This window comes from Amycolatopsis oliviviridis (genome assembly GCF_014654365.1).
GTDB classification, from domain to species: domain Bacteria; phylum Actinomycetota; class Actinomycetes; order Mycobacteriales; family Pseudonocardiaceae; genus Amycolatopsis; species Amycolatopsis oliviviridis.
On the sequence record NZ_BNAY01000008.1, the window covers coordinates 345,804 to 370,630 of the forward strand.

A 24,827-nucleotide genomic window follows, 5' to 3' on the forward strand; every position below is an offset into this window, starting at 1 on the left:
GTTTCCCCCGTTCATGCCGGAACGGCCGGCTTCTCGGCACCGGCCGCGTCGAACAGCAGTTCCGCGGCCACCGTCGTCCCGTCGACGCGGATCTCCTCCGCCACGGCCGCCGCCCGCGCCCGGGTTTCCGGGGCCAGTGCCGTGGTGAGCGCGGCCGCGAGGGCATCGGCGTCCGGGACCGGACCGTCGAGCGCCACCCCGATCCCCAGCTCGGCCACCCGGTCGGCGTGATACGCCTGCTCCACCACGTTGTCCACCACGCGGCGCACCACGACATGGGGGATGCCCGCCCGCATGGCGAGATAGGTCGTGCCCGCGCTGTCGTGGTGAATGGCGGCGGTCACCCGGCCGAACAGGTCCTGGAGGTTCACTTCACCGACGGCGAAGCAGTCGTCCCCGTCGTCGGGCAGGGCCAGCTCGGCCCAGCCACGGGAAAGGACCACCCGGTGCCCCTGCGAGCGGACCACGTCGATGGCGACCTTCGCGGCGCCCGCGGTCCGGGCTCCGGACGAACTGCCGAAACCGACGTACACCGGCGGTGGCCCGGCGGCCAGGAACGCCTCCAGCTCCGCCGGGAGCGGCCGTTCGTCGGGCAGCATCCACACCCCGGTCTGCACGGTGCCGGTGTCCGCCGCCGGCCGCGGGGCCAGGATCTGGTCCGACGCCAGCCAGGGCCGCTCGGTGTAGCCGTAGTCGAAGAGCTCCTTCACCGGCGGCAGGCCGAGCTCGGCCCGCTTTTCGCCGACCGTGTCACCGAAAAGCCCGTAGGAGCCCTCGTTGTACATGTCCAGCTCCGCCCGGCTGTGCACCGACGGGAGATGGTCCGGGGACAGCACGACGTAGCGATACGGGACGCCCAGCTTCTCGGCCACCGACCGGGCGGCGACCGCGGCGGGCAGCAGACCGGTCGTCACCACCGCGGTACAGCCTTCGGCGGCCGCCTGGACCTTGTCGAACCACTCGGTGACGACCTCGGTCACGATCTCGGGATCCCCCGGCGCCGGTTCGCCCGGCCCGCGTGCCCCCGCGCGCACCGCCGGGCCGACCGCCACCATCGGCACCCCGACCTCGGCGCACCGCTCCGCGTAGTCCGGCGGCAGGCACATCCGCACCTGGACGCCGAGTTCCCGCAACCGCACGGCCAGCGCCACCAGCGGTTCGGTGTCCCCGCGCGATCCGCACCCCGTGATCAACACCCGCATTTCGCATCCCTTGTTTCGTAGGTCCCCGGGCCCGTCGCGCTCAGGTTCAGGCGGGGTGGTGCGGCAGCCACTTCATGCCGTCGGGCGAGGTCACCAGGCCGCCGGGGAACAGCGGCAGCTCGGGTTCGGCGTCGTCGCCGAGCAGTGCCTTCATCTGCACCTGGCCCGCTTCCTGCATCGCCTGCTTGACCACGGTCGACTTGAACATCGGCACCATGTCGTCGCCGTCGCCCGCCGCCATCTTGTCGACGGCGGCGGCGAATTCGGCGCTGTTCGCGGCGATCCGGTCGGCGGCGGTCAGCGCGGTCTCCCCGGACGACACCCCGCCGATCAGCTCGACGAACGACTCGATGTCGGTGCTCTGGTTCTGCGTGACCTTCTTGGCCTGCCAGAAATACGATTCCTCGTTCACGTTCATCTGATAGAAGGACACGAGGAATTCGTAGAAGACGCCGTACTCGCGGCGGTAGCGCGACTCGAACTCGTTCAGCGCGGTCTTCTCGTCCAGATCGCCCGCGAGGACGCTGTTGATCGACCGGGCCGCGAGCAGCGCGCTGTAGGTCGCCAGGTGGACGCCGGAGGAGAACACCGGGTCCACGAAGCAGGCGGCGTCGCCGACCAGGACCATCCCCGGCCGCCAGTAGGACTCCTGCTGGTACGAGTAGTCCTTGCGGACACGCAATTCGCCGTACCTGCCGGTGGTCACCCTGGTCGCGTCCGAGAGGTACTCCGAGATCAGCGGGCACTCGGCGATCAGCGCGTTGAGGGCCTTCTCGCGGTCACCCTGGATCTTGTCGGCGTCCTCCCGGCGCACCACCGCGCCGACGCTGGTCAGCGTGTCGCTCAGCGGGATGTACCAGAACCAGCCGTTGTCGAAGGCGACACTCAGGATGTTCCCCGAGACCGGCGCGGGCAGCCGCTTGCCACCCTCGAAATAGCCGAACAGCGCGAGGCTGCGGAAGAACTCCGAGTAGTTCCGCGAACCGCCGACCTTGGTGTAGAGCCTGCTCTTGTTTCCCGACGCGTCGATCACGAACCGCGCCGACACCTCGCGTTCGTTGCCGTCTGGATCGGTGTACCGCGCGCCGACGACCCGCTCGCCGTCTTCCACGACGTCGTTGACCGAGCAGCCTTCTCGCACGACGACGCCCTTGCTCCTGGCGTTCTTCAGCAGGATGTCGTCGAACACCGCCCGTTCGACCTGATAGGCGTGCGACGTCGAACCGGCCATCTTGGCGGAGATTCCGAAGTGGAACGTCCACGGCTCCGGGCGGGCGCCCCAGCGGAACGTGCCGCCCCGCTTGATCGGGAACCCGGCGGCGGCCAGTTCGTCGGAGACGCCGAGCATCCGGCACACGCCATGCACCGTGGCGGGAAGCAGCGACTCCCCGATCTGATACCGCGGGAAAACCTCTTTCTCCAGCAACAGGACCCGGTGACCCTGCATCGCCACCAGGGTGGCGACGGTCGAACCGCCCGGCCCGCCACCGGCCACCACCACATCGAAGTCTTCGACCGCCATGTCCCACCATTCCTCTGTCGAGTGTTGAATTGCCGGCGCCGGTTTTCCGATCCGGATCGCGCTACCAGGCGACTGGAACCCGATCAGGGCAGTCGACGAACGCGCTTCGGTACTTCACTTCCGCGATGGGGGCCGCCAGCCGCAGCCCGGGGAACCGCCGCCACAGGGTCTGATACGCCATCCGCAGCATCGAGCGGGCCAGCGCCGCGCCCACGCAGTAATGGATCCCGTGCCCGAAACCGACGTCCGACACCGCGGCGCGATTCGCGTCGAGCACGCCGGGATCCGGGGTCAGTGCTTCGTCCCGGTTGGCCATGAGGACCGAGCACAGGACGTAATCCCCCGCTTTGATCAGCTGCCCGTCGATCACCACGTCCTTGATCGCGAGCCGCGGATTCGGCGCCTGCACGGGGGACAGATACCGCACCAGTTCGTTGACGACACGATCGGCCTTTTCCGGGCTTTCGAAGAGCAACGGGATCTGGCCGGGATTCTCCAGCAGGGCGAGCACGCCGAAACCGATCATCCCCGCGACGGTCTCGACGCCGCCGAGGATCAGGGCCGTGCACAGGCCCTTCAATTCCTCGTCCGTGACGTTGTCGCCGTGCTCCCGCACGATCATGCCGAGGAAACCGTCGTCGGGATCGGCGCGCTGCCGGACGATGAGATTGTTCAGATAGCGGTTGAAGGCAGCGCTGTCGGCCGCCCGCGCCTTGAGCCCGCGGCTCAGATCCGTGTTCCGCCTGAGCCTGCGGACGAATTCACGCTGATCGTCGCGGGGAATGCCGAGCAATTCGCACAGGGCGTGCGCGCCGACCGGGTCGGCGAACAGCGCCTGGAGATCCGCGGGCGATCCCTCGGCCTCCAGCAGATCGAGGCGATCGTCGATGAGACCTTGGATCGCGGGTTCCATCCGGCGGATCCGCCGGACCGTGAATTCCGGCGTGAGCATCTTCCGCAGCCGGGTGTGCTCGGGCGGATCATAGGTCGAGATCTGCCCGACGAACTGGGCCTCCACATGCGCCGCCGATTTCGCCTGGGTGAATTGCGGCCGCGTCGTGAAATTCTCGTGATCGCCCAGGATCTTGCGGACGACGTCGTAACCTTGGGCCTGCCAGACGAAATCCCTGCCCAGCTGGGCGGACGATTCCCCGGCTATCCGGACCAGCGGCCCGTGCGCCCTCAGCTCGAAATTGTCCTCGTGCGGATCGCAGTCGTTCCTCAGCTGAAAGTTCGCCGGCTCCCGCAGGAGTGGCGCGACCTGATCGATACCGTGCCCCATCCGACTGGAAACTCCTTGGTTGACCGGAAAAGTGCCGTTCGGCTTCAGCGGCCCGAACACGCCGACGCCCCAATTCCACCCGCAATCTCCCGGCACGTCCAGCGACGCGGGTGGACGGACCCGGCGATCACCAGGAGACCATCAGTTCGGTCAAACCGTACGCGGGAGTGGTCAGACGGAATTTGTCCTCCTGCGCGGGATCCGCGAGCCTCAGCGCGGGAAAACGCTGCCACAGCGTGGTGAAGACCGTGCGCAGTTCGAGGCGGGCGAGCGCGGCGCCCAGGCAATGGTGGATCCCGTGCCCGAAAGCGATATGCGGCACGGAATCACGGGTGACGTCGAGCCGCTCCGGATCCGGCACCAGAGCGGGGTCGCGGTTCGCTGCCGGGAGAGAACAGATGACGCTGTCGCCCGTCTTGATCACCTGATCCCCGAAGGTGACGTCCTCCTTGGCGATCCGGGGCGTCGGGCTGTACGGCACGGTCAGGTACCGGATCAGTTCGTCGACGGCCCGTTGCGCCTGCTGCTCGTCACCCTGGAACGCCGCGATCTGTTCGGGATGCCGCAGCATCGCCAGCACCCCGAGCCCGATCATGCCGGAGATGTTGTCGTCGCCCGCCAGCATCACCTGAACGCAGAAACCGCGCAGTTCCTCGTCCGTGGCGTCGTCGCCGTATTCGGCGACGACCGCTCCGATCATCCCCTCCCCCGGCTCCTTGCGTTCCCTGGCGATCATCGCCAGCAGGTAGCGGGAGAACTTGTCGCCGAGCGCCGCCCGCCGCTTCTGGCTGAGCGACGCGTCGAGATGCCCGTGACAGAGCTTCATGAACATGTCCCGGTCGTCCCTCGGCACGCCGACCAGTTCGCACAGCACGGCGCCGGGCACCTTGTCCGCGACGATCGAGATCAGATCCGCGGGGGATCCCGTCGCCTCCATCTCGTCGAGACGTTCGTTCACGATCTGCTCGATGTAGGGCCGCATCCGCTGCATCTTCCGCAACGTGAAGCCGGGCATCAGTTTCTGCCGCAGCCGCGTGTGCTCGGGCGGGTCGTAGTCCATCAGGTTGCCGACCAGTTCACGCGGCCGGAAGATGCCCTTCCCGCCGATCTCGTCCCGCGGATCCCACCGGCGCCGGGTGCTGAACTGCTTGTGGTCGCCCATCACCTGCCGGACGACGGCGTGCGCGGTGGCCATCCAATGGGTCTCGGCGTCCGCCCCGGACCCGACGGTGACCCTCGTCAGCGCTCCGGCGCCGAGCAGTTCGTCCGCCGGATCCAGGCCCTGCCTGCGGATGTGCAGCGGGCGCGAGTCGTCCTCGCTCAACGGGAAACTCCTTTGCTCACAAGATTTCGTCCCCCGGCGCTACCAGTCGAGCAGCAGGGCTTCCACGTCGAACGGCGGCGGGCCCAGTTTGATCTCGCGATCCGGTTCGGCCAGCCGGAGCTTGGGAAAGCGGTGCGTCAGCGCCGGGATCGCCGCCCGGAACACCATTTCGGCCAGCGGCCTGCCGAGGCAGTGATGGATGCCGTGCCCGAACGTGACATGCGCGGGCTTTTCCCGGGTGATGTCGAACCCGTCCTCGGGATCGGGAAATTTCCGCCGGTTCGAGGCCAGCAAAGAACAAGTGACCGCGTCGCCCGCCTTGACGAGCTGATCGCCGATGTGGACGTCCTCCCGCGCGATGCGCGGAGTGGTCTTCTCGTCGCTGGTGAGGTACCGGGCCACCTCGTTCAGCCAATCCGGGACGGTGTCCGGCTTGTCCCGGAGCACCGCGAACTGTTCGGGGTGCTCGACCATCAGCCACGCGCCCGCCGCGAGGAACCGGGCCACCTGATCGCCGCTCGCGCCCATCACGAACGCGGCCACGCCCAGCAGTTCCGCGTCGGTGATGTCGTCGCCGTGTTCGCGCACCACCGCACCGAACATGTCGTCACCGGGTTCGCGCCGCGTCTTGGCCGCGACCTGGCCCATGTACGTCCAGTACTTGTTCCCCGCCGCCACCCGCCGTTTCCCCGACCGTTCGGCCCGGCTCGCGTGCAGGGCGCGCGACAGGTCCGCCTGATCGTCCCGCGGGATGCCGAGGAAATCGCAGATCACCGTCGTCGCGATGGGCCACGCGAACCGGGGCACGAAATCCACCGGGCCACCGGTCGCCTCGATGTCGTCCAGGGTGGCCTCGACGATCTTCTCGATCTTCGGGCGGAAGTCCTGCATGCGCCGGAAAGTGAACGCCGACGCCACCATCCGGCGCAGGCGCGTGTGTTCCGGCGGGTCGTACTGGTTGAGGAAGCCGGGCCAGATGCGGCCCGCCGCCGTCCCGCCGTAGAGCAGCTTGGCGCTGAACTTGTCCGAGCCGAGAACCTGCCGCGTCTCGTCGTACCCGGTGGCGAGCCACCCGGTCCGCCCTTCGGGGGAATCCTCGGACTCCATCACGGACATCGGGCCCTCGGCCATCAGGGCGCGCAGCTCCGGTCCCGGATCGAAGCGTTCTCTCCGGTGGATCTCCGTGCCCCGGAGGGCGTTGTTCTCCTCGAACACTGCACAGGGTCCTTTCGGCTCACCCTCGATGAATCCGTGCCAGGCCGGTTGGACGAGCACCGGGCTCGTCCAACCGTCCGCATTGCGCGGCTGGACACCTGAAGGTCAGGCGCCGGCTTCCTGCACGAGGCTCTTGGGCCGGAGGTCCGTCCAGTGCTCCTCGACGTAGGCGAGGCACTCCTTGCGGCTGGTCTCGCCGTGCACCCGGGTCCAGCCCGCGGGCACCTCCGCGAAGGCAGGCCAGAGGGAGTGCTGACCCTCGTCGTTGACCAGCACGTAAAAGGAACCGTCTTCGTTGTCGAAGGGGTTGCTCATCGTTGTGTCCTTTCCCCCTCCGGCCGCTGCCGGAGTTTCTCGGCGACGATGGCTCCAATCTGGCCCAGCGCCGCGGTTTGCACCATGTCGTAGTGGTTGGACGGGATGTCGTGCGCTTCGATGGCGCCGCTGGTGAAGTCCTTCCAGCTGGCTTTCGCCACCGAGACGGGCAAATGCTCGGGACGGTCCACAGTGGCCACGAAGAGCAGGATGTCCCCGGCGAACGGCGAAGAGGTGTGCCGTGGCCCGACTTCCCAGAGGTTGCGCATGACCGCTTCGAGGCGCGACCGCGCGGCCTCCCCCTTGACCAGCTGACCCGCGAGATCCAGGTCCGCCTGATTCCGCTTCGAGAGGGCCGCTTCCTCGCTCGCGGCACCGTTCGTCTTGCGTCCCATGTAGACCGGGTAGGCGTCGAGCAGGGCGAGCAGGCCGACCTCCTCCCCTTCCGCCTCCAGCAGCCTGGCCATCGCCTGCGCGATCCGGCCGCCGAGCGACCAGCCGAGGAGGTGATACGGCCCGGCGGGCTGCACGGCGCGGATCTGCGCGAGGTAGTCGGCGGCCATCTCCTCGACGCTGCCCGGCAGCGGTTCGGTCCGGGCCAGGCCGCGTGCCTGCACGCCGTAGACCGGCTGATTCGCCGGGAGGTACCGCAGCAACGGCTCGTAGTTCCAGCTCAGACCGCCGCTCGCGTGGACACAGAACAGGGGCGGGCGGTCGCCTTCGACCCGGAGCGGCAGCAGGATCTCGAAGTCGCCCGTCTTCACCGCGGCGGGAGTCCGCCGCCGCTCGCCCACGACGACCAGGGTCTTCGCGGGAGTCTTGCGGGCCAGCAGCTCCGTGCGCAGCATCCGGTGCCCCTCGTCCCCGAACGGGCAGGGCACGGTCGGCAGCTCGGCCGGTCCCTCGTCCACCGCCGGACCGGTGACGTAGAGATCACCGACGACGCCCGGGGCGACGGGCCGCAGGAGATCGTCCAGCAGGAGCGCGCCGAGCGGGCCGTCACCTGCCAGGTCCGCGATCACCCGGGGTACCTCCCCGGCCCAGCGCGCGGGGGCGATGGGCGGACGGCCGCGTTCGAAGTCGTCCAGGAAGAGGTCCAGCTCGCTGATCCGCCGCCGGGGATCCTCCGCCACCTGTTCGAGGACGCGGACCAGCCGCCGGGCCAGTGACTCGGCCGTGGCCTGATCGAACAGATCGGTGGCGTAGCGCAGCGCGCCTTCGAGGCCGCCGGGTTCGTCGTCGTCATCGAAGCGTTCGGTGAGCTCGACCGCGAGATCCAGCTCCATGGCCTCGGTCCCGCCGGGTTCGACGCCGGTGCGCAGGGCGGGCAGCTCCGCCGCGGACCATCCGTCGATGTCCTCCTCGTCCACCCGCAGGCCCACCTGGAACACGGGGTGGCGGGAAAGCGAGGCCGGCAGGTCCAGCAGCTCGACGATCCGCTCGAAGGGCACGTCGAGGTGCTCGCCCGTGGCCTGGACGGCCTCCTGCACCCTGGTGACGACCTCCAGGAAACCCGGATCTCCCGAGACGTCGGTGCGCAGGGCGACCGGCCGGGTGAACGGGCCGATCATCGGCTCCAGATCGAAGAGTTCCTCGTCCCGGGGCAGCGTCGTGCCGATCACCACGTCGTGCCCGGCGCCGGATTTGGCCAGCAGCATGGCGAGCGCGGCGTGCACCAGCCCGAGCGTGTCCGCGCCGACGGACTCCGCCGCCTCCGTCAACCGGGCGTGCGGGCCGGCGTCCAGCCGCACCGCGACCGACTCGGCCCGCCGCGACGGGACGGCCTGCCGCGGCCGGTCGAACGGGAGCACCGTCTCCCCGTCGATGCCCGCCAGGTGGTCCCGCCAGAAGGCGACCTGCTCGTTGATCAGGCTGCCCGGCTCGTTCTCGTCCGCGAGCAGCCGCTGCTCCCAGAGCGCGTAGTCGGCGAACTGCAGGGCCAGGGGCGCGCGCTGCGGGACCCGGCCCTCGCGCCGCGCGCCGTAGGCGGCCGCCAGGTCGCGGAAGAACACGTCCAGCGAGTCGTCGTCGGCGAGGATCCGGTGCACCTGGAGGTGCAGCACGTGTTCCTTGTCCGACAGCGCGAAAAGGTCGCACCGCCACGGCACTTCCGAGGTGAGGTCGAAGGCCGTCTCGCGCCGCTCGGCGAGCACCCCGGGCAGATCCTCCTCGGTGACCGGGATCGGCGTCGTCTCGATCGCCACGGTGTCGTGGACGTGCTGGCGGACGCTCTGCGCGTCACCGGGGAAGGTCGTGCGGAGGAGTTCATGCCGGGCCGCGACGTCGCCGAGCGCCGCCACCAGCGCGGGCACGTTCAGCCCGCCGCGCAAACGCAGCGCGACCGACGTGTGCAGCCCCGCCGTCTCGCCGCCGGGATCGGCCAGCAGCCAGGCACGCAGCTGCCGGGCGATGAGGGGCACCCGGTCCGGCCGCTGGGCGACTTCCAAAATGGGACGCGACTTGGCGGCCAGTGCCTTGGCCAGCCCCGCGGGCGTCGGTGAGGAGAACAGCTGCCGGATGGGCAGGTCCTCGCCGAGTTCCTCACGGATCCGCGCGACGAGCCGCATGGCGAGCGCCGAACTGCCGCCGAGGTCGTGGAAGGCGTCGTCCACCCCGACCTGCTCGACGCTCAGGATCTCGGCGAACAGCGCGCACAGGACCTTCTCGGTCTCGTTCTCGGGTGCCTTCTCCGACGTGCGTCCCGCGAGATCCGGGGCGGGCAGGGCCCGGCGGTCCACCTTGCCGTTGGGGGTGACGGGCAGGCCGGGCAGGGCGACGACCGCGATCGGGACCATGTAGTCGGGCAGGACCAGGGCCATCTGACGCCGGATCTCCTCCGGTCCCGCGTCGCTGCCGTCGGAGACGAAGTAGCCGACAAGGCGCTTCTCGCCCGGCTGGTCTTCCCGTGCCAGGAGAACCGCTTCGACGACACCCGGCTGGGCCGCCAGCACGGACTCCACTTCGCCGAGCTCGACCCGGTAGCCGCGGATCTTCACCTGGTCGTCCGCGCGGCCGAGGAACACGATCTCGCCGTCGCGGGTCCAGCGCGCCCGGTCGCCGGTGCGGTACATGCGTTCGCCGTCGAGGAACGGGCACGCCACGAACCGGTCGGCCGTCAGGCCAGGGCCGTTCAGGTAGCCGCGGGCCAGCCCCGTGCCCGCGATGTACAGCTCGCCCGCCACGCCCGGCGCGACCGGGCGCAGGAAGGCGTCGAGGACGTAGATCCTGCGGTTGGTCATCGGGTGCCCGATCGGCAGCTCGTCGCCCACCACGTCGCCGGGTTCGATCGGCAGCCACGTCGCGCACAGGGTGGTCTCGGTCGGCCCGTAGGTGTTGCGCACCCGCAGGCCGGGCTGGGCCCGCCGCAGGTTCTCCACCGACTGCAGGGGGACCACGTCGCCGCCGGTCCCGATCTCGACGAGCCCGTCGAAGCATTCCGGCGACGTTTCGGCCAGCGCGCGGAAGGTACCGGCGGTGAGGTGGACGAAGGTCGCGCCCCGTCCCACGGCCTGCCGGACACCGGCCGCGTCCAGCACTCCCGGTTCGGTGAGCAGGACCCGGGCACCCGAGACGAGCGGCACCCACATCGCGTAGAGCGACGGGTCGAAGACGTGCGTCGCGTGCATCAGCACGCCGTCGCCCGCACCGATCTGCCAGCCCTCGTCACCCGCCAGACCGGCCACGGCACCGTGCGGGATGCCCACGCCCTTCGGCAGGCCGGTGGATCCGGAGGTGTACATGACGTACGCCAGATCGTCCGCGTGCGGCCGGATCCCCGGCGCGGCGCAGGCTTCCACGGCCGCGCGCGTTTCCGGCGCGTCGAGCACGATCGCGTCGTCCGGCACGACGGCGGCGGTGGCTTCGGTGCACACCACGGTCGAGACGCCGGAATTCTCGAGGATGAACGAGATACGCTCGGCCGGGTACTCGACGTCCACCGGGACGTAGGCGGCGCCCGCCTTCCAGATCGCCAGGAACGCGATGATGAGATCCGGCGACCTTTCCATCGCCACCCCGACCCGGTCGCCGCGACCGACGCCACGACCGGCGAGGTGGCCCGCCAGCCGGTCCGACGCCCGGTCGACCTCGGCGTAGGTCAGGTTCGCGCCGGCGGCGTCGGTGATCGCCACCGCGTCCGGCGCCGCCGCCACCCGCCGGGCGAACAGCTCGACGACGGAGTCCCCCGGCACCGGGCCCGCGGTCGCGTTGAAGTCGTCCAGGACCAGTGCGCGCTCGGCGTCGCTCGCCAGGGTCAGACGGCCGACGAGGACGTCGGGCTCGGCGACCAGCCGCTCCAGCACGCGCGCGAGCGCGCCGACGACCGATCCGGCGGCCTCGGAGTCGAACAGGGTCCGGTCGTAGTCGAGGATCAGCGGCATCCGCTCGCCGGGTCCGGTGATCAGCGTGAACGGGTAGTGCGACGAATTACGTCCCCGCTTCACCGGGATCAGGCTCAGGCCACCGTCCGACGGCCTGCCGAGTCCCTTGCGGGGGAAGTTCTCGTAGATGACGAGCGTGTCGAAGACCGCCCCGGGACCGACGACGGCCTGAACGTCCTGCAGGCCGAGGTGCTGGTGGGCCATGAGCGCCGACTGGTCGCGCTGCAGCCGGGCGAACAGTTCGACCGCGCGCTGCCCGCCGTCGAGCCGGACCCGGACCGGCAGGGTGTTGAGCAGCTGGCCGACCATCGCCTCGACGCCGTCCAGATCGGCGGGCCGCCCGGAGGCGGTCGCGCCGAACACGACGTCGTCACGCCCGGCGAGCTGCGCCAGCACGACGGCCCACGCGCCCTGCACGACGGTGTTCAGCGTGAGGTCGTGGCCGCGCGCGAACCGGGCGAGGCCGTCCGTCAGCTCCGTGGACAGCTCGACCACCGTCGTGTGGATGTCCGGGACGCGGGCCGGATCGGGCGCGGCGACCGTGGTCGGCGTGTCCGGCCCGGCGAGCTCGTCCCGCCACGCCGCCCGCGCCACTTCCTTGTCCTGCTTGCCCAGCCACGCGAGATAGTCCCGATAGGACACGGTGGGCGGGAGCCCGGACGCGTCCCCGCCCGCGGCGTAGATCGCGGCGAGCTCACGGTGCAGGATCGGCATCGACCAGCCGTCCACCAGCACGTGATGCAGGGTGTGCACGAGCCGGTGGCTGTCCGGGCCGAGCCGGATCAGATGCAGTTTCATCAGCGGCGCCGCTTCGATGCGCAGCCGCTCGGCGAGCTCGTCGGCCGCCAGCCTGTCCACCTCACCGTCGGCGACGTCGTCCGGCAGCCCGGTGAGATCCGTTTCACGCCAAGGGATCTCCGCTTCGCGGGCGATCACCTGGACCATCTGCGCGCCGCTGACGTAACGGAAACAGGCCCGCAGCGCGGCATGCCGGTCCACGAGAGCCTGCCACGACGTCCTCAGCAGACCGGCGTCCAGCGGTCCGTCGATGGCGTAGACGGTCTGCACGGTGTAGGTGTCGCGACCCTCGTCGTCGAGGGCGGTGTGATAGAGCATTCCCTCCTGCAGCGGGGAAAGAGGCCAGACGTCCTCCACGCTGGAGCGGCGCTTCGCGCGAGTGTCGTCAACGGTCACGATGTGCTCCTTAGTACCGGTCATTCGCCGGCCAGCCCGGCCTCGAGTAGGTCCATCTGGTCAGGGGAGAGAGCGACGAGCGTGCCCGCGGCGGGTTCCGGTGCCGCGGCGGTCTCGTCCTCGTCCGGAAGTTCCTGGGCGATCGCCGCCAGCCGTTCCGGCGTCTTCTCGTCGAACACCTGCCGCGGGGTCAGGCGCAGCCCGGTACTGCGGGCCCGCACCGACAACTGCATCGAAGTGATCGAGTCACCGCCGAGTTCGAAGAAGCTGTCGTCGGGCCCCACGTGACCGAGCCCGAGCACCTCCGCGAACAGTGCGCACAACTTCGCTTCCACGGGGGTGCGCGGGGCACGGTCCGAGGTCATCGCGGCGAAGTCGGGGGCCTGCAGCGCTCGGTGGTCGAGCTTGCCGTTCGGGGTGAGCGGCATCTTCTCCAGCGGCACGAAGGCCGCGGGCATCATGTAGTCCGGCAGGCGTTCGGCCGCCAGCTCCCGCAGCGCGGAGGTCAGCGTGCCGTTCTCGGCGGCGGCATCGGCCGACGGCACGACGTAGGCCACCAGCCGCTTCTCGCCCGGCCCGTCCCTGCGGACCGAGACCGCCACCTGACCGACCCACGGATGCTCCGCGAGCACGGCTTCGATCTCGGCGGGCTCGACCCGGTACCCGCGTATCTTGACCTGCGCGTCGACCCGGCCGGCGAAGAGCAGCTGGCCTTCCCTGGTCCAGCGGAACAGGTCGCCGGAGCGGTACATCCGCTCGCCGGGGGCGAACGGGCTGGCGACGAACCGCTCCGCCGTCAGGCCGGGGCGCCCGAGGTAGCCGCGCGCCAGCCCGACACCCGCGATGTAGAGCTCGCCGACCACGTCCGGCGGCACCGGCCGCAGGAACGCGTCCAGCACGTAATGCCGCACGTTGTGGATCGGGCCGCCGAGCGGGACCTGGTCGTGTCCCGGGGACAGCGGGGCGCTCATCGTCGAGCAGATGGTCGTCTCGGTCGGGCCGTAGGCCTGGATCACCCGGCGGCCCGGCGACCAGCGGTCCACCAGCGCGGCGGGCAGTGCCTCGCCGCCTGTCAGCACGGTCCGCAGGGTGTCCGGCAGGTCGTCCTCGCTCGCCAGCACACTCGGCGACACCGTCAGGTGCGTGATGCCCGCCTGGCGGATCGCGTCGCCCAGCGTCACCCGGGGCGGCATGCTCGCCGCGTCCGGCAGGACCAGGGTCGCGCCCGCCAGCAGGGCCATGTAGACCTCGGAGACCATGGCGTCGAAGCCGATCGCGGACAACTGCAGGATCCGCGAGGACGACGTCACGGCCATCCGTTCGATATGCGCGTATCCCAGGTTGACGAGTCCGGAGTGGGTGACCAGGACGCCCTTCGGCACCCCCGTCGACCCCGACGTGTAGATCACGTACGCCGCGTCTTCCGGTGCCACCGTCGGCAGCTCGACGCCCGGCTCGGCGGCGGGCAGCTCCTCCAGCTCCAGCACCGTGCCCGCGAACTCCGCGGGCACGAACGACCGCGTCGCCTTGGTGCACACGAGTACTTCGGGAGCCGAGTTCGCGAGCATGAACTCGACGCGGTCACGCGGATAGTCCGGATCGACCGGGACGAACGCGCCGCCGGCGAAGGTGACGGCCAGCAGGGTCACCGCCAGGTCGACCGAACGCCCGACCAGCACGCCCACCCGGGCCTCGCGCCGCACGCCCGCCCCTGCGAGCAGCCGTGCCAGCGCCTCCACTTCGTCGAGCAATCCTTGGTACGTAAGGCTTCGCGCCCCGTCCTGGACCGCGACCGCGTCCGGCGTCCGGTCCGCCTGCGCGCGGACCAGCGCGGGCAACGTCTCCGCGGTGAGCGGCGCGTCGGTCCGGTTCCACTCGTCCACCACCAGACGGCGCTGCTCCGGGCCGATCAGGCCGATCCGCCCCACCGGTGTCCGCGGCTCGGCCAGCACCTGGTCGAGCGCGCGGAGAAGCGCGGCGAGCATCTCCTCGGCGCCGTCCCGGTCGACCACGTCCGGCCGGTAGATGAGTTCACCGCGGACGGGACCTCCCGCCACGGACGCGCGCAGGGACAGCGGATAGTGCCCGTCGTCGTCGGAATTCCCCGCCGGGCGCAGGACGAGCGCGTCGGGGCCGTCGAGCCGGGGCGGCGGGGGCGGGTAGTTCTCGAACACCACGATCGTGTCGAACGCGGCGCCGCGACCGGCGGCCTTGGTGATCTCGCTCTGCCCGACGTGCTGGTGCGGCAGCAGCGCGACCTGCCGTTCCTGCAGGCCCTTCAGCATGTCGACGACCGGTTCGGCGCCGCTGAGGCGGGCCCGGACCGGCAGCATGTTCATGAACAGGCCGACCGCGGACTCCACACCGGGGATCTCGGGCGGGCGCCCGGCCACCGCGGCACCGAAGACGACGTCCTCGCGTCCGGTCAACCGAGCCAGGTGCAGCGCCCAAAGTCCCTGGAAAAAGGTGTTCGGCGTGACCCCGTGACGGCGGCTGAACTCCGCCAGCCGCTTGCTCGGTTCGTCACCGAGTTCGAACCGGACGCGTTCGGGTTCCAGCGGCGTGAGGATCGACTCCGGCGGGACGACGTGGGTCGCCTCGTCGAGGCCCGCGAGCTCGGTCCGCCACGCCTCCAGCGCGGCCGCCTTGTCCTGGCGGGCGATCCACGCGAGGTAGTCGCGATACGACGCCGCGGCGGGCAACGCCCGGTCGTCACCGCCCGCTTCGTACGCCGCCAGCACGCCGGTGGCGATCAGCGGCAGGGACCAGCCGTCGACCACGATGTGATGCGACGTGAAGACCAGGCGGTGGCTGCGTTCGCCGAGGCGTACGAGATGCAGGCGCAGCAGCGGTCCCTCGGCCAGGTCGAACCGCGCGGCGTGCTGTTCCTCCGCGAGCCGGTCGAATTCCGCCAGCGCCTCGTCCTCGGGCAGCCCGGACAGATCGGTCTCCCGCCAGGGCAGCGTGACCTCGCGGGCGATCGCCTGCACGGCCGTCCCGGATTCGAGCTGATGGAAACTCGCCCGCAGGGCGGCGTGCCGGTCGAGCAGGGCCTGCCAGGACGCGCGGAACCGGGCGGCGTCCAGCGGGCCGTCGAGGGCGAGGGTCCGCATGCTCGCGTAGACGTCCGGGCCCTCCTCGTCCGCGGTGTGGAACAGCAAACCCTCCTGCAGCGGGGAAAGCGGCCAGATGTCGAGCAGGCCCGGCACGGCGGCCTCGACCTTCTCCACCTCTCGCTGCGTCAGCGTCGTGAGCGGGAAGTCGGACGGGGTGTGTCCCCCGGCGCCGCCGTCGACGTGAGCGGCGAGGCCGGTCAGCGCGGCCAGCCACGCGTCGGCGAACGACTCCGCCTCGGCGTCGTCGAGAATCCGCCGGGCCCAGGTCACGGTCAGCGAGAACTCGGGGCCGTCAGTGTTGTCGGGGCCATCGGTGCCGTCGGCCACTACGGCGTCGATCTCCAGGACATGCCGCAAAGGTGTGTCCAGCTCGGCCACGCCGCCGGTGATTCCCGTGATCTGCCAAGGCCGCGCGTCACCCTCGGACCGCGCCGAGAAGCGGCCGAGATAGTTGAACCCGATCTCCGCCTTGGGCAGCGCCGCGAGGACCGGCCCCGTCTCCGCGTTGAGATGCCGAAGCATCCCGTAGCCGAGCCCGCCGTCGGGCACGGCTCGCACGTTTTCCTTGACCTGCTTCAGCAGACGACCGGGCGCGCTCGCCTCGGTCACGTCCAGCCGGATCGGGTGGATGTCGGTGAACCAGCCGAGCGTCCGCGACAGGTCCATCTCGCCGAGGGGCTGACGGCCGTGGCCTTCGACGTCCACCACGACGGCGGTGCCGCCGCGCCAGCCTGCCACGGCGCCGGCCAGGGTGGCCAGCAGTACCTCGTGGACACCGCAGTGGAACGCCGAGGTGGCCTTCTCCACGAGCGTGCCCGCCGGCAGGGTCCAGGTCCGGCGGCCCGCCGTCGACACGGTGTCGCGCCGGGGATCGAGTTCGCCCAGCCGCGACTGCGCGCGGGCGAGGATCTCCGTCCACGTCGCCAGCTCCGCGGTCCGGGTCGCGGCCTCGGCGGCCAGCGTGCGCGACCAGCGCCGGAACGAGACGTCCGGCGGGTCGAGCGACGGCCGCCCGCCCGCGAGCACGGCTTCACAGGCCGCTTGCAGGTCCGCCACCAGCGTTCGCCACGACACCACGTCGACCACGAGGTGATGCGCGGCCACGACGAGCCGTCCGGTCCGTCCCGGTCCGGCGTCCACCCAGACCGCCCGGACCATCACGCCTTCGACGGGATCCAGGCGTGCCCCCGCGTCGGCGGCCCGGTGATCCGCGATCTCCCCGATTTCGCCACTGTCTTCGCCGTCGGCGTCGACCCGTTCGACGAGCGTCGCCGCGTCCACCGTGCCCCGCTCGGCCACGATCAGCCGGGGCCGGTCGCCCTCGGGCTCGACGATCCGGCTCCGCAGCAGGTCGTGCGTGTCGATCACCGCGCCCAGCCCGGCCGTCAGCGCGGCCACGGAAAGGTCGCCGGGGACCTCCACGGTCACCCACTGCGCCATGGCTCCCCGGGTCAGCCCCAGGGGATCGCGTTCGAGCAGTGCCAGCGCCACCGGCGTCAGCGGGACCTCACCGACGCCTTCGGTGTCCTCGGCCCGCGGCCGTCCGCCGTGTTCGGCGACCGCCGCGATCCCCGCGGGCGTCTTCCGGTCGAAAACCTGCTTCGCCCCGAAGACGAGATTCTCGCGCCGAGCGCGGGCGGCCAGCCGCATCGAGAGGATCGAGTCCCCGCCCAGTTCGAAGAAACCGTCGTCGGCGCCGACCCGGTCCAGCCCGAGGATCTCGGCGAACAGGTCGCACAGCACCCGCTCGGTCTCCGTGCGCGGTTCGCGTCCGGTCGCCCGCCCGGCGAACTCGGGGGCGGGCAGGGCCGCGCGGTCGATCTTCCCGTTGAGCGTCAACGGGAAACCGTCCAGCACCAGCACCACCGAGGGCACCATGAACTCCGGCAGCCGCGCCGCGAGCCGCGCGCGGACCGCGTCGGAATCCAGTCCCTGTCCCGGTTCCGCGGTCACGTACGCGATCAGGCGCTTCTCGCCGGGGCGTTCTTCCCGGGCCACCACGACCGCCTGCGCGACGTCGGGGACCTCGGTCAGCGCCGCCTCGATCTCGCCGGGTTCGACCCGGTAGCCCCGGATCTTCACCTGGGAGTCGGCACGCCCGCCGAACAGCAGCTCGCCCTGATCCGTCCAGCGCGCCAGGTCGCCGGTCCGGTACATCCGCCCCGGGGTGAACGGGTTGGCGACGAACCGCTCCGCGGTCGACGCGGTGTTGCCCAGATATCCGTGCGCCAGACCGGCTCCGGCGAGGTAGAGCTCGCCGGTCACGTTCGGGGCCACCGGCTGCAGGAACGCGTCGAGCACATAGGCCTGGCGCCCGGCCAGCGGTCCGCCGATCGGCAAGGTGGCGCCCGTTTCGTCGCCCGGTTCGAGGACGAGCCACGTGGCGCAGAGGGTGATCTCGGTCGGGCCGTAGAGCTGCCGGACCCGGACGTCCGGGCACGCCCGGCGCATCCGCTCGACGGAGGCGAGCGGGACCGCGTCCCCACCGGTCAGGATCTCCCGCAGCCCGAGGAAGGATTCCGGCGCTTCCTCGGCCACCGCACGGAAAGCGCCCGCCGTCAGGTGGACGGTGGTCACGCCGCGGGAGATCGCCTCGCGGAGGCGTTCCGCGTCGACCGTGCCCGGTTCCGCGACCACCACGCGGGCCCCGCTGACCAGCGGCACCCAGATCTCGACCAGCGACGCGTCGAAAGCGTGCGACGCGTGCAGCAGGACCCGATCGCCGGGGCCCTGGGACCAGCCCGGGTCGCTCGCCAGCGCCGCCACGCTTCCGTGCGGCACCGCGACACCCTTCGGCACCCCGGTCGATCCCGACGTGTACATCACGTACGCGACGTCGTCCGCGCCGACGGTGACCAGGGGCGCTTCATGCCGTGCCCCGTCGATCGCCGGGGCGTCCGCGAGCACCGGCTCGACCCCGTCCGGCACCGCCTTGCGGGTCGCTTCGAGACAGACCGCGACCGCCACCCCGGCGTCGGACAGCATCCGCTCGATCCGTTCCGCGGGGTAGTCCACGTTCACCGGGACCTGCGCGGCACCCGCCTTCCAGACCGCGAGCAGGGCGACGAGCAGCTCCGCGCCGCGCGCCATCACCACACCGACGCGGTCACCACGCCGTACGCCGACGGCGGCCAGGTTCCCGGCCAGCCGGTCGGATTCCCGGTCGAGGACGGCGTAGGACAGGGTCCGCTCGCCGTCCATGACCGCCACCGCGTCCGGCGAGGCGCTCACCTGCCGCCGGAACAGCCCGAGCACCGACGTCGTGTCGGCCGCCTCGCCCGTCGCGTTCCAGCGTTCCACCACCGCCGCGCGCGCCGGTTCGCTCGTCACGCCGAGGCGGCCCACCGGCAGCGAAGGCTCCGCCACCACCTGTTCCAGGACACGCACGACCTGCCTGGCGATCTCGGCCGCCGTCTCGCCGTCGAACCGATCGGGCCGGTAGGACACGTTGACACGCAAGCGATTCCCGAGGCTGACGTTCATCGTCAGCGGATAGCCGGTGCCGGTCCGGGTGACGACCGCGCTGATCGCGACACCGCCGTCGTCGCCGAGACCGTCGGCGGTGTGCGGGTAGTTCTCGATCATCACGATGGTGTCGAAGACCGCGCCCGTACCCGCCACCTTCTGGATCTCCGGCAGCCCCAGGTACTGGTGTTCGGTCAACGCCGCCTGGCGTCCCTGCAGGTCCTGGAACAACTCCAGGAGCGGCTGACCGCCGTCGAGCCGCACGCGAACCGGGACGGTGTTGATGAACATCCCCACCATCCGCTCGACGTCGGCCACCTCCGCCGGGCGCCCCGACACCACCGACCCGAACACCACGTCCGTCCGGCCCGCCAGCCGCGCCAGCACCAGCGCCCAGGCGGCCTGCAGGATCGTGCTCGTCGTCAACCCGTTGCCCCGGGCCAAGTCGGTGAGCGCGCGCGTCGTCTCCTCGGACAGCAGTTCGGCGTGCTCGCCGGGCAGCACCAGCGTCTTGCCCGCGTCGGCGTCCACAAGGGACGGTTCTTCCGCGCCGGCGAGTTCGGTCCGCCACGCCTCCCGCGTCCGGTCGCCGTCCTGACCGTCCAGCCAGGTCAGATAGTCCTTATAGGACGGTGCCGCCGACGGGATCTGCCCGCCCGTGTAGGCGATCGACACCTCGCCCAGCAAGAGCGGCGTCGACCAGCCGTCCAGGACGACGTGGTGCGAAGTCAGCACGAGCCGGTGCCGGTCGGTGCTGAGCCGGATCAGCGACAGCCGCAGCAGCGGCGGCGCGGTCACGTCGAACCGCCGGGCCTGATCGTCGGCGAGCAGCCGTTCGACCTCGGCGTCCGCGGCCGCCTCGTCGAGGTGCGAGAGATCCACCTCCCGCCAAGGCAGTTCGGCCTCACCCACGACGACCTGCACCGTCTCGCCGGACCCCAGCTGGTGGAAACCGGTCCGGAGCGATTCGTGCCGGGCGAGGACCCGGGTCCAGGCCGCGTGCAGCCGTCGCGCGTCGAGCGGCCCGTCGAGGTCCAGGATCCGCTGGCTCTGATAGACGTCGACGCCGTCGGTGTCGAAGGCCCGCTCGAAGAGCATGCCTTCCTGCAGCGGCGAGAGCGGCCAGATGTCGGTCAGCCCCGGCGCCGCGGCCTCCAGCTCCGCGACGTCGCGCTGCGTCAGGCCGACGAGCTCGAAGTCGGAAGGGGTGTGCCCGCCCGCGCCGGGATCCTCGGCGAGGGCCGCGAGGCCGGTCAACATCTCCAGCCAGGCCTCGCCGAGCCGTTCCACCGCGGCGAAATCGGAGTCCCGGGTGTCGATGGCCAGCCCCAGCCGGGGTCCGGACGGCGTGTCCTGGACTTCCGCGCTGACCTCCACGGCGTGGGCGAGGACCATGTCCGGACCGCCACCGAGCGGCCCTTCTCCCCCTGGCTGCCACGCGGTGTCCTTCGGGGCGAGGACGGTCCGGCCGAGATAGTTGAAGCCGATCCGCGAGGACGGCAGCCCGGCCAGCCTCGCCGCGGTGCCGGGGTTGAGATGACGCAGCAGTCCGTAGCCGGACCCGTCGCCGGGCACCGCGCGGATCTGGTCCTTGACGGTCTTCAGCACCGGCCCGGCGGCCGTGATGTCCACATCGGACAGATCGAGGCGGACCGGGTGCACGCTGGTGAACCAGCCCACGGTGCGCAGCAGATCCTCGCCGTCGGCGGCTTCGCGGCCGTGGCCTTCCACGTCCACCAGCAGCCCGCGGCCGGTTCCGCGCAGCCGCGCCAGCGCACCCGCGAGACCGGCCACCAGGACGTCCTGGATCCCGCAGTGGAACGCTCCCGGCAGGACGGCCACGAGGTTGCGCGCCTCGGAGCCGGACAGGCTCGTGGACCACGAGTGCGACTGCCCGGTGTGCTGTCCGGTGTCCTCGTCCCAGGACGGGTCCGCGTCCTCCAGCAGAGCGGCCCACTGCTCCAGTTCGGCCACGGTGCTCTCGCCGCGCGCCTGCTCGGTGAGCCGTCGCGCCCACTGCCGGTACGACGTCGCCGGGGCTTCGAGGGCGGGGGTCCCGCCGGCGAGCAGGGCTTCGTACGCCGACCGCAGATCCGGCAGGAGGATCCCCCACGAGACCGCGTCGACGGCGAGGTGATGCGCCACGAAGGCCAACCGGCCCGGCTCGGCGTCCCCGGCGTCGACCCAGACGACCCGCGCCATGATCCCCGCCGACGGGTCCAGCGTTCCCGTCGCCGTCCGGACCTCGCGCGCGGCGATCTCGTCCAGTTCCGCCGTCCCGGCGGCCACCCGCTCGACCAGGCTCGCCGCGTCCACCGCACCGCGCTCGGGCACGATCAGCCGTCCGTCCTGCTCCACCCGCGCCCGCAGCAGATCATGGGTGTCCAGCACCGCTCGCAGGGCGCTCACCAGCGCGTCCAGGTTCAAGCCCGCCGGCGTGACGACGACCCTCACCTGCGCGAAACCGGGGCGCTCCGCGTCGTCCCCGAGAGCGAGCATCACCGGCGTCCGCGGGATCTCCCCCACGCCCGGGACGACCTCGGCGCGGGGCGTCGTGCCCGCCTCCTGCGCCAAGGCCGCGAGACGCTCGGGGGTCCGGTGCTCGAACACCTGCCTCGGGGTCAGCGGGAGCCCCTCGCGACGCGCGCGGGCGGCGACCTGCATCGACGAGATCGAGTCGCCACCCAGTTCGAAGAAGCTGTCCTCGATGCCGACCCGGTCGAGGCCGAGCACCTCGGCGAACACTCCACAAAGGACTCGTTCGGCGTCGGTGACCGGTTCCCGGCCCGCCGACTTCGACGCGAAGTCCGGTTCGGGCAGCGCCCGCCGGTCCACCTTTCCGTTGACCGTCAGCGGCAACGCGTCCAGCGCCAGCACCGCGGCCGGGACCATGAACTCGGGCAGCGTCTCGGCGAGCAGTTCGCGCAGCCGCGCCGGGTCGACGTCCTGCCCCGTTTCCGGGACCACGTAACCGATCAGCTGCTCGTGCCTGGCGAGCACCACGGCCTGGCCGACCCCCGGCAGCCCGGCGAGGACCACCTCGATCTCGCCGGGTTCCACGCGATACCCGCGGATCTTCACCTGATCGTCGGCCCGGCCGGCGAACGCCAGCGCGCCCTGCTCGGTCCAGTACGCGAGGTCCCCGGTCCGGTACATCCTCCCGGCGGGCACGAACGGATCGGCGACGAACCGCTCGGACGTCAGCGCCGGACGGTCCAGATAGCCTTGCGCCACACCGGCTCCGGCGACGTACAGCTCTCCCGCCACCCCTGCGGGCACGGGCCGCAGGAACGCGTCGAGGACGTAGACCCGCCGCCCCCGCAGCGGCCGCCCGATCGGCAGCACCGCTCCCGAGGGCGCGCCGGGTTCGAGCAGCCACCAGGTCGCGCACAGCGTGGCCTCGGTCGGGCCGTAGAGATGCCGTACCCGGACGTCCGGGCACACCTGCCGCACGCTGTCCACCGCGGCCGGGGGCACCGCGTCGCCTCCGGTCAGCACCTCGCGCAGACCGGCGACGGACTCCGGCGATTCCTCGGCCAGCACCCGGAAAGCGCCCGCGGTCAGGTGAGCGGCCGTGACACCGGCGGCCACGTGGCGCGCCAGCGCCTCGCCGTCCACCGCGCCCGATCCGGCCAACACCACGCGCGCACCCGACACCAGCGGCACCCACAGCTCGAACAGCGAGATGTCGAACGCGTGCGAAGCGTGCAGCAGCACGGCGTCACCGGGGCCGACTCGCCACCCCGGCTCCCCGACCAGCGCCGCGACGTTGCCGTGCGACACCGCGACGCCCTTCGGCGTCCCCGTCGAACCCGACGTGTACATCACGTAGGCGAGGTCATCGGCGCTCGGGCCGGTCGACAGGCGGGCGCTTTCCGCCACCGCCCGCCGCGTCCTGGGATCGTCCAGGACGATCGGTTCGAGGCCGACGTCCAGCACGGTGTCCCGGTACGTTTTCGCGCACACCACCGCCGCGGGCCCGGAATCCGCCAGCATGAACTGCATGCGTTCCACCGGATAGGCGGGATCCACCGGCACGTACGCCGCGCCCGCCTTCCACACCGCGAGCAGCGTCGCGATCAGCTCGGGCGACCGGTCCAGCACCACGGCCACCCGGTCCCCGCGCCGGACTCCCTTGCCGTGCAAGTGACCGGCGAGCCGCTCCGCGTGCTCGGCGAGTTCCCCGTAGGACAGCGTCCGGTCGCCGTCGGCGATCGCCACCTCGTCGCGGTGGTGCTCCACCTGGTGGGCGAACAGCTCCGGCGCGGTCCGGCTCGGCGGCGTCTGGGACGACGCACCCCAGGCGTCGACCACCAAGGCGCGTTCGGCCGGGCTCGTCACCTCGACGTCGGCCACCGTGAGGTCGCCCGCACCCGACAGTTGACGCAGCACGCCCGTGAACCGCTCCAGGATGGCGAGCGCGGTGTCCCGATCGAAGAGATCCGTCAGATAGTCCAGCTTGAAGTACAGCGATTCGCCGGGGACGGCGACCAGCGTCAGCGGATAATGGGCGGCCACCCGGCCCTGGTGCACCCGGATGCCGAAGGTGTCCGCGGAGCCCAGTTCACCGGAATCGTGGTGGAACTTCTCGAAGACGATCAACGTGTCGAAGACGGCGCCGGGACCGGCCTCCTGCTGGATGTCCGCCAGGCCGACGTACTGGTCGGGAATGAGCGCCGACTGCCGTTTCTGCAAGTCCGTCAGCAGTTCGGCGACCGGCGTCCCGCCGCGCAGCGACACCCGCACGGGAACGGTGTTGAGGAACAGCCCCACCATTCCCTCCACGCCGGGCAGATCCGGCGGGCGTGCCGACACCGCGGCCCCGAACACCACGTCCGTCCGGCCCGTCAGCTGCGCGAGCACCAGTGCCCAGGCGCCCTGCACCACCGTATTCAGCGTCAGGCCCCGGCCACGGGCCAGCGCCCCCAGCTCTCGCGCGACGTTCTCCGGCAGCTCGGCCTCGACGCTCTCCGGTTCGGCGGGCGCCCGGCCCGGGTCGGCCGGCACCACCAGCGTCGGCTCGTCGACGCCGTCCAGCCGCGCCGCCCACGCCGAGAGCGACCTCGCTTTGTCCTGGCGGCTCAGCCACGCCAGGTATTCGCGGTAGGAAGTCACTTCCGGCAGGTCCACCGGGCCGCCGTCCGCCGCGTACAGCTTCGACATCTCGCCGAGCACGATGGGCAGCGACCAGCCGTCCATGATCGTGTGATGGCAGGTCACCACCAGTCGGTGCGTGGTGTCGCCGAGCCGGATCAGGGTCAGCCGCAGCAACGGCGCCCGCGTGAGATCGAACCTCGTCGTCCGGTCCTGTTCGGCCAGTTCCCGCACGGCCGTCTCGGGCCGGTCGAGGTGGGAAAGATCGACCTCACGCCACGGCAGGTCCACCTGCTTGGCGATGATCTGCACGGTCTCGCCCGATTTCCGCTGCCGGAAACAGGCGCGGAGCGGGGCGTGCCGGGCAAGCAGCGACTCCCAGGCCGCGCGCAGCCCGGCCGCGTCCACCGGTCCGTCCAGATCCAGGATCCAATGACCAACGTAGACGTCGGGCCCTTCGCCGTCGTAAACCGCGTGGAAGAGCAATCCGGCCTGCAAGGGCGACAGCGGCCAGATTTCCTCAATCCGCGACTGGTTCATCACTAATCTCCCTCAATCAGCGAAGGGCGTCGAATTCGCCGAACTCAGCTTGAATTCCCCGGCCCGGTTCCGAAACCGGATCGAGGAGGGCGACGTCTTATGCGGGAATACCCCCGTGGAAGGATCATCCCTCTGCCCGGCCTCGCCGGACAACCCCGTCCAGCCGCGCCGTTCTCTTT

General features: G+C 71.1%; 8 protein-coding genes. All 8 read right to left on the reverse strand.

Features of this window, described 5'->3' with window-relative positions; all coding sequences use genetic code 11:
• Nucleotides 1-11: 11 nt before the first annotated feature.
• Complete coding sequence (locus IE302_RS31585) at nucleotides 12-1,202, reverse strand: glycosyltransferase (protein WP_191258084.1); 1,191 nt, start codon at nucleotides 1,200-1,202, stop codon at nucleotides 12-14.
• Nucleotides 1,203-1,248: 46 nt separating this feature from the next.
• Nucleotides 1,249-2,724: a tryptophan 7-halogenase gene (locus IE302_RS31590; protein ID WP_191258085.1), complete on the reverse strand. Its 1,476-nt coding sequence runs from the start codon at nucleotides 2,722-2,724 to the stop codon at nucleotides 1,249-1,251.
• A gap of 61 nt (nucleotides 2,725-2,785) precedes the next feature.
• Nucleotides 2,786-4,006, reverse strand: a complete 1,221-nt coding sequence (locus IE302_RS31595; protein WP_191258086.1) for a cytochrome P450 — start codon at nucleotides 4,004-4,006, stop codon at nucleotides 2,786-2,788.
• Between the two features lie 127 nt (nucleotides 4,007-4,133).
• Nucleotides 4,134-5,330 (reverse strand): cytochrome P450, encoded by a 1,197-nt coding sequence (locus tag IE302_RS31600; protein WP_191258087.1) that lies wholly within the window; start codon nucleotides 5,328-5,330, stop codon nucleotides 4,134-4,136.
• 39 nt (nucleotides 5,331-5,369) lie between these two features.
• On the reverse strand, nucleotides 5,370-6,545 hold the full coding sequence (locus tag IE302_RS31605; RefSeq protein WP_191258088.1) for a cytochrome P450: 1,176 nt from the start codon (nucleotides 6,543-6,545) through the stop codon (nucleotides 5,370-5,372).
• A 105-nt stretch (nucleotides 6,546-6,650) separates the two neighbouring features.
• The gene (locus tag IE302_RS31610) at nucleotides 6,651-6,860 is read right to left on the reverse strand and encodes an MbtH family protein (RefSeq protein ID WP_191258089.1); all 210 of its coding nucleotides are present in this window, start codon (nucleotides 6,858-6,860) and stop codon (nucleotides 6,651-6,653) included.
• On the reverse strand, nucleotides 6,857-12,433 hold the full coding sequence (locus IE302_RS31615) for a non-ribosomal peptide synthetase (protein ID WP_191258090.1): 5,577 nt from the start codon (nucleotides 12,431-12,433) through the stop codon (nucleotides 6,857-6,859). Before IE302_RS31615 ends, IE302_RS31610 begins: the two co-directional genes overlap by 4 nt.
• Before the next feature lie 20 nt (nucleotides 12,434-12,453).
• On the reverse strand, nucleotides 12,454-24,648 hold the full coding sequence (locus IE302_RS31620) for a non-ribosomal peptide synthetase (RefSeq protein WP_191258091.1): 12,195 nt from the start codon (nucleotides 24,646-24,648) through the stop codon (nucleotides 12,454-12,456).
• Between the last annotated feature and the right edge of the window lie 179 nt (nucleotides 24,649-24,827).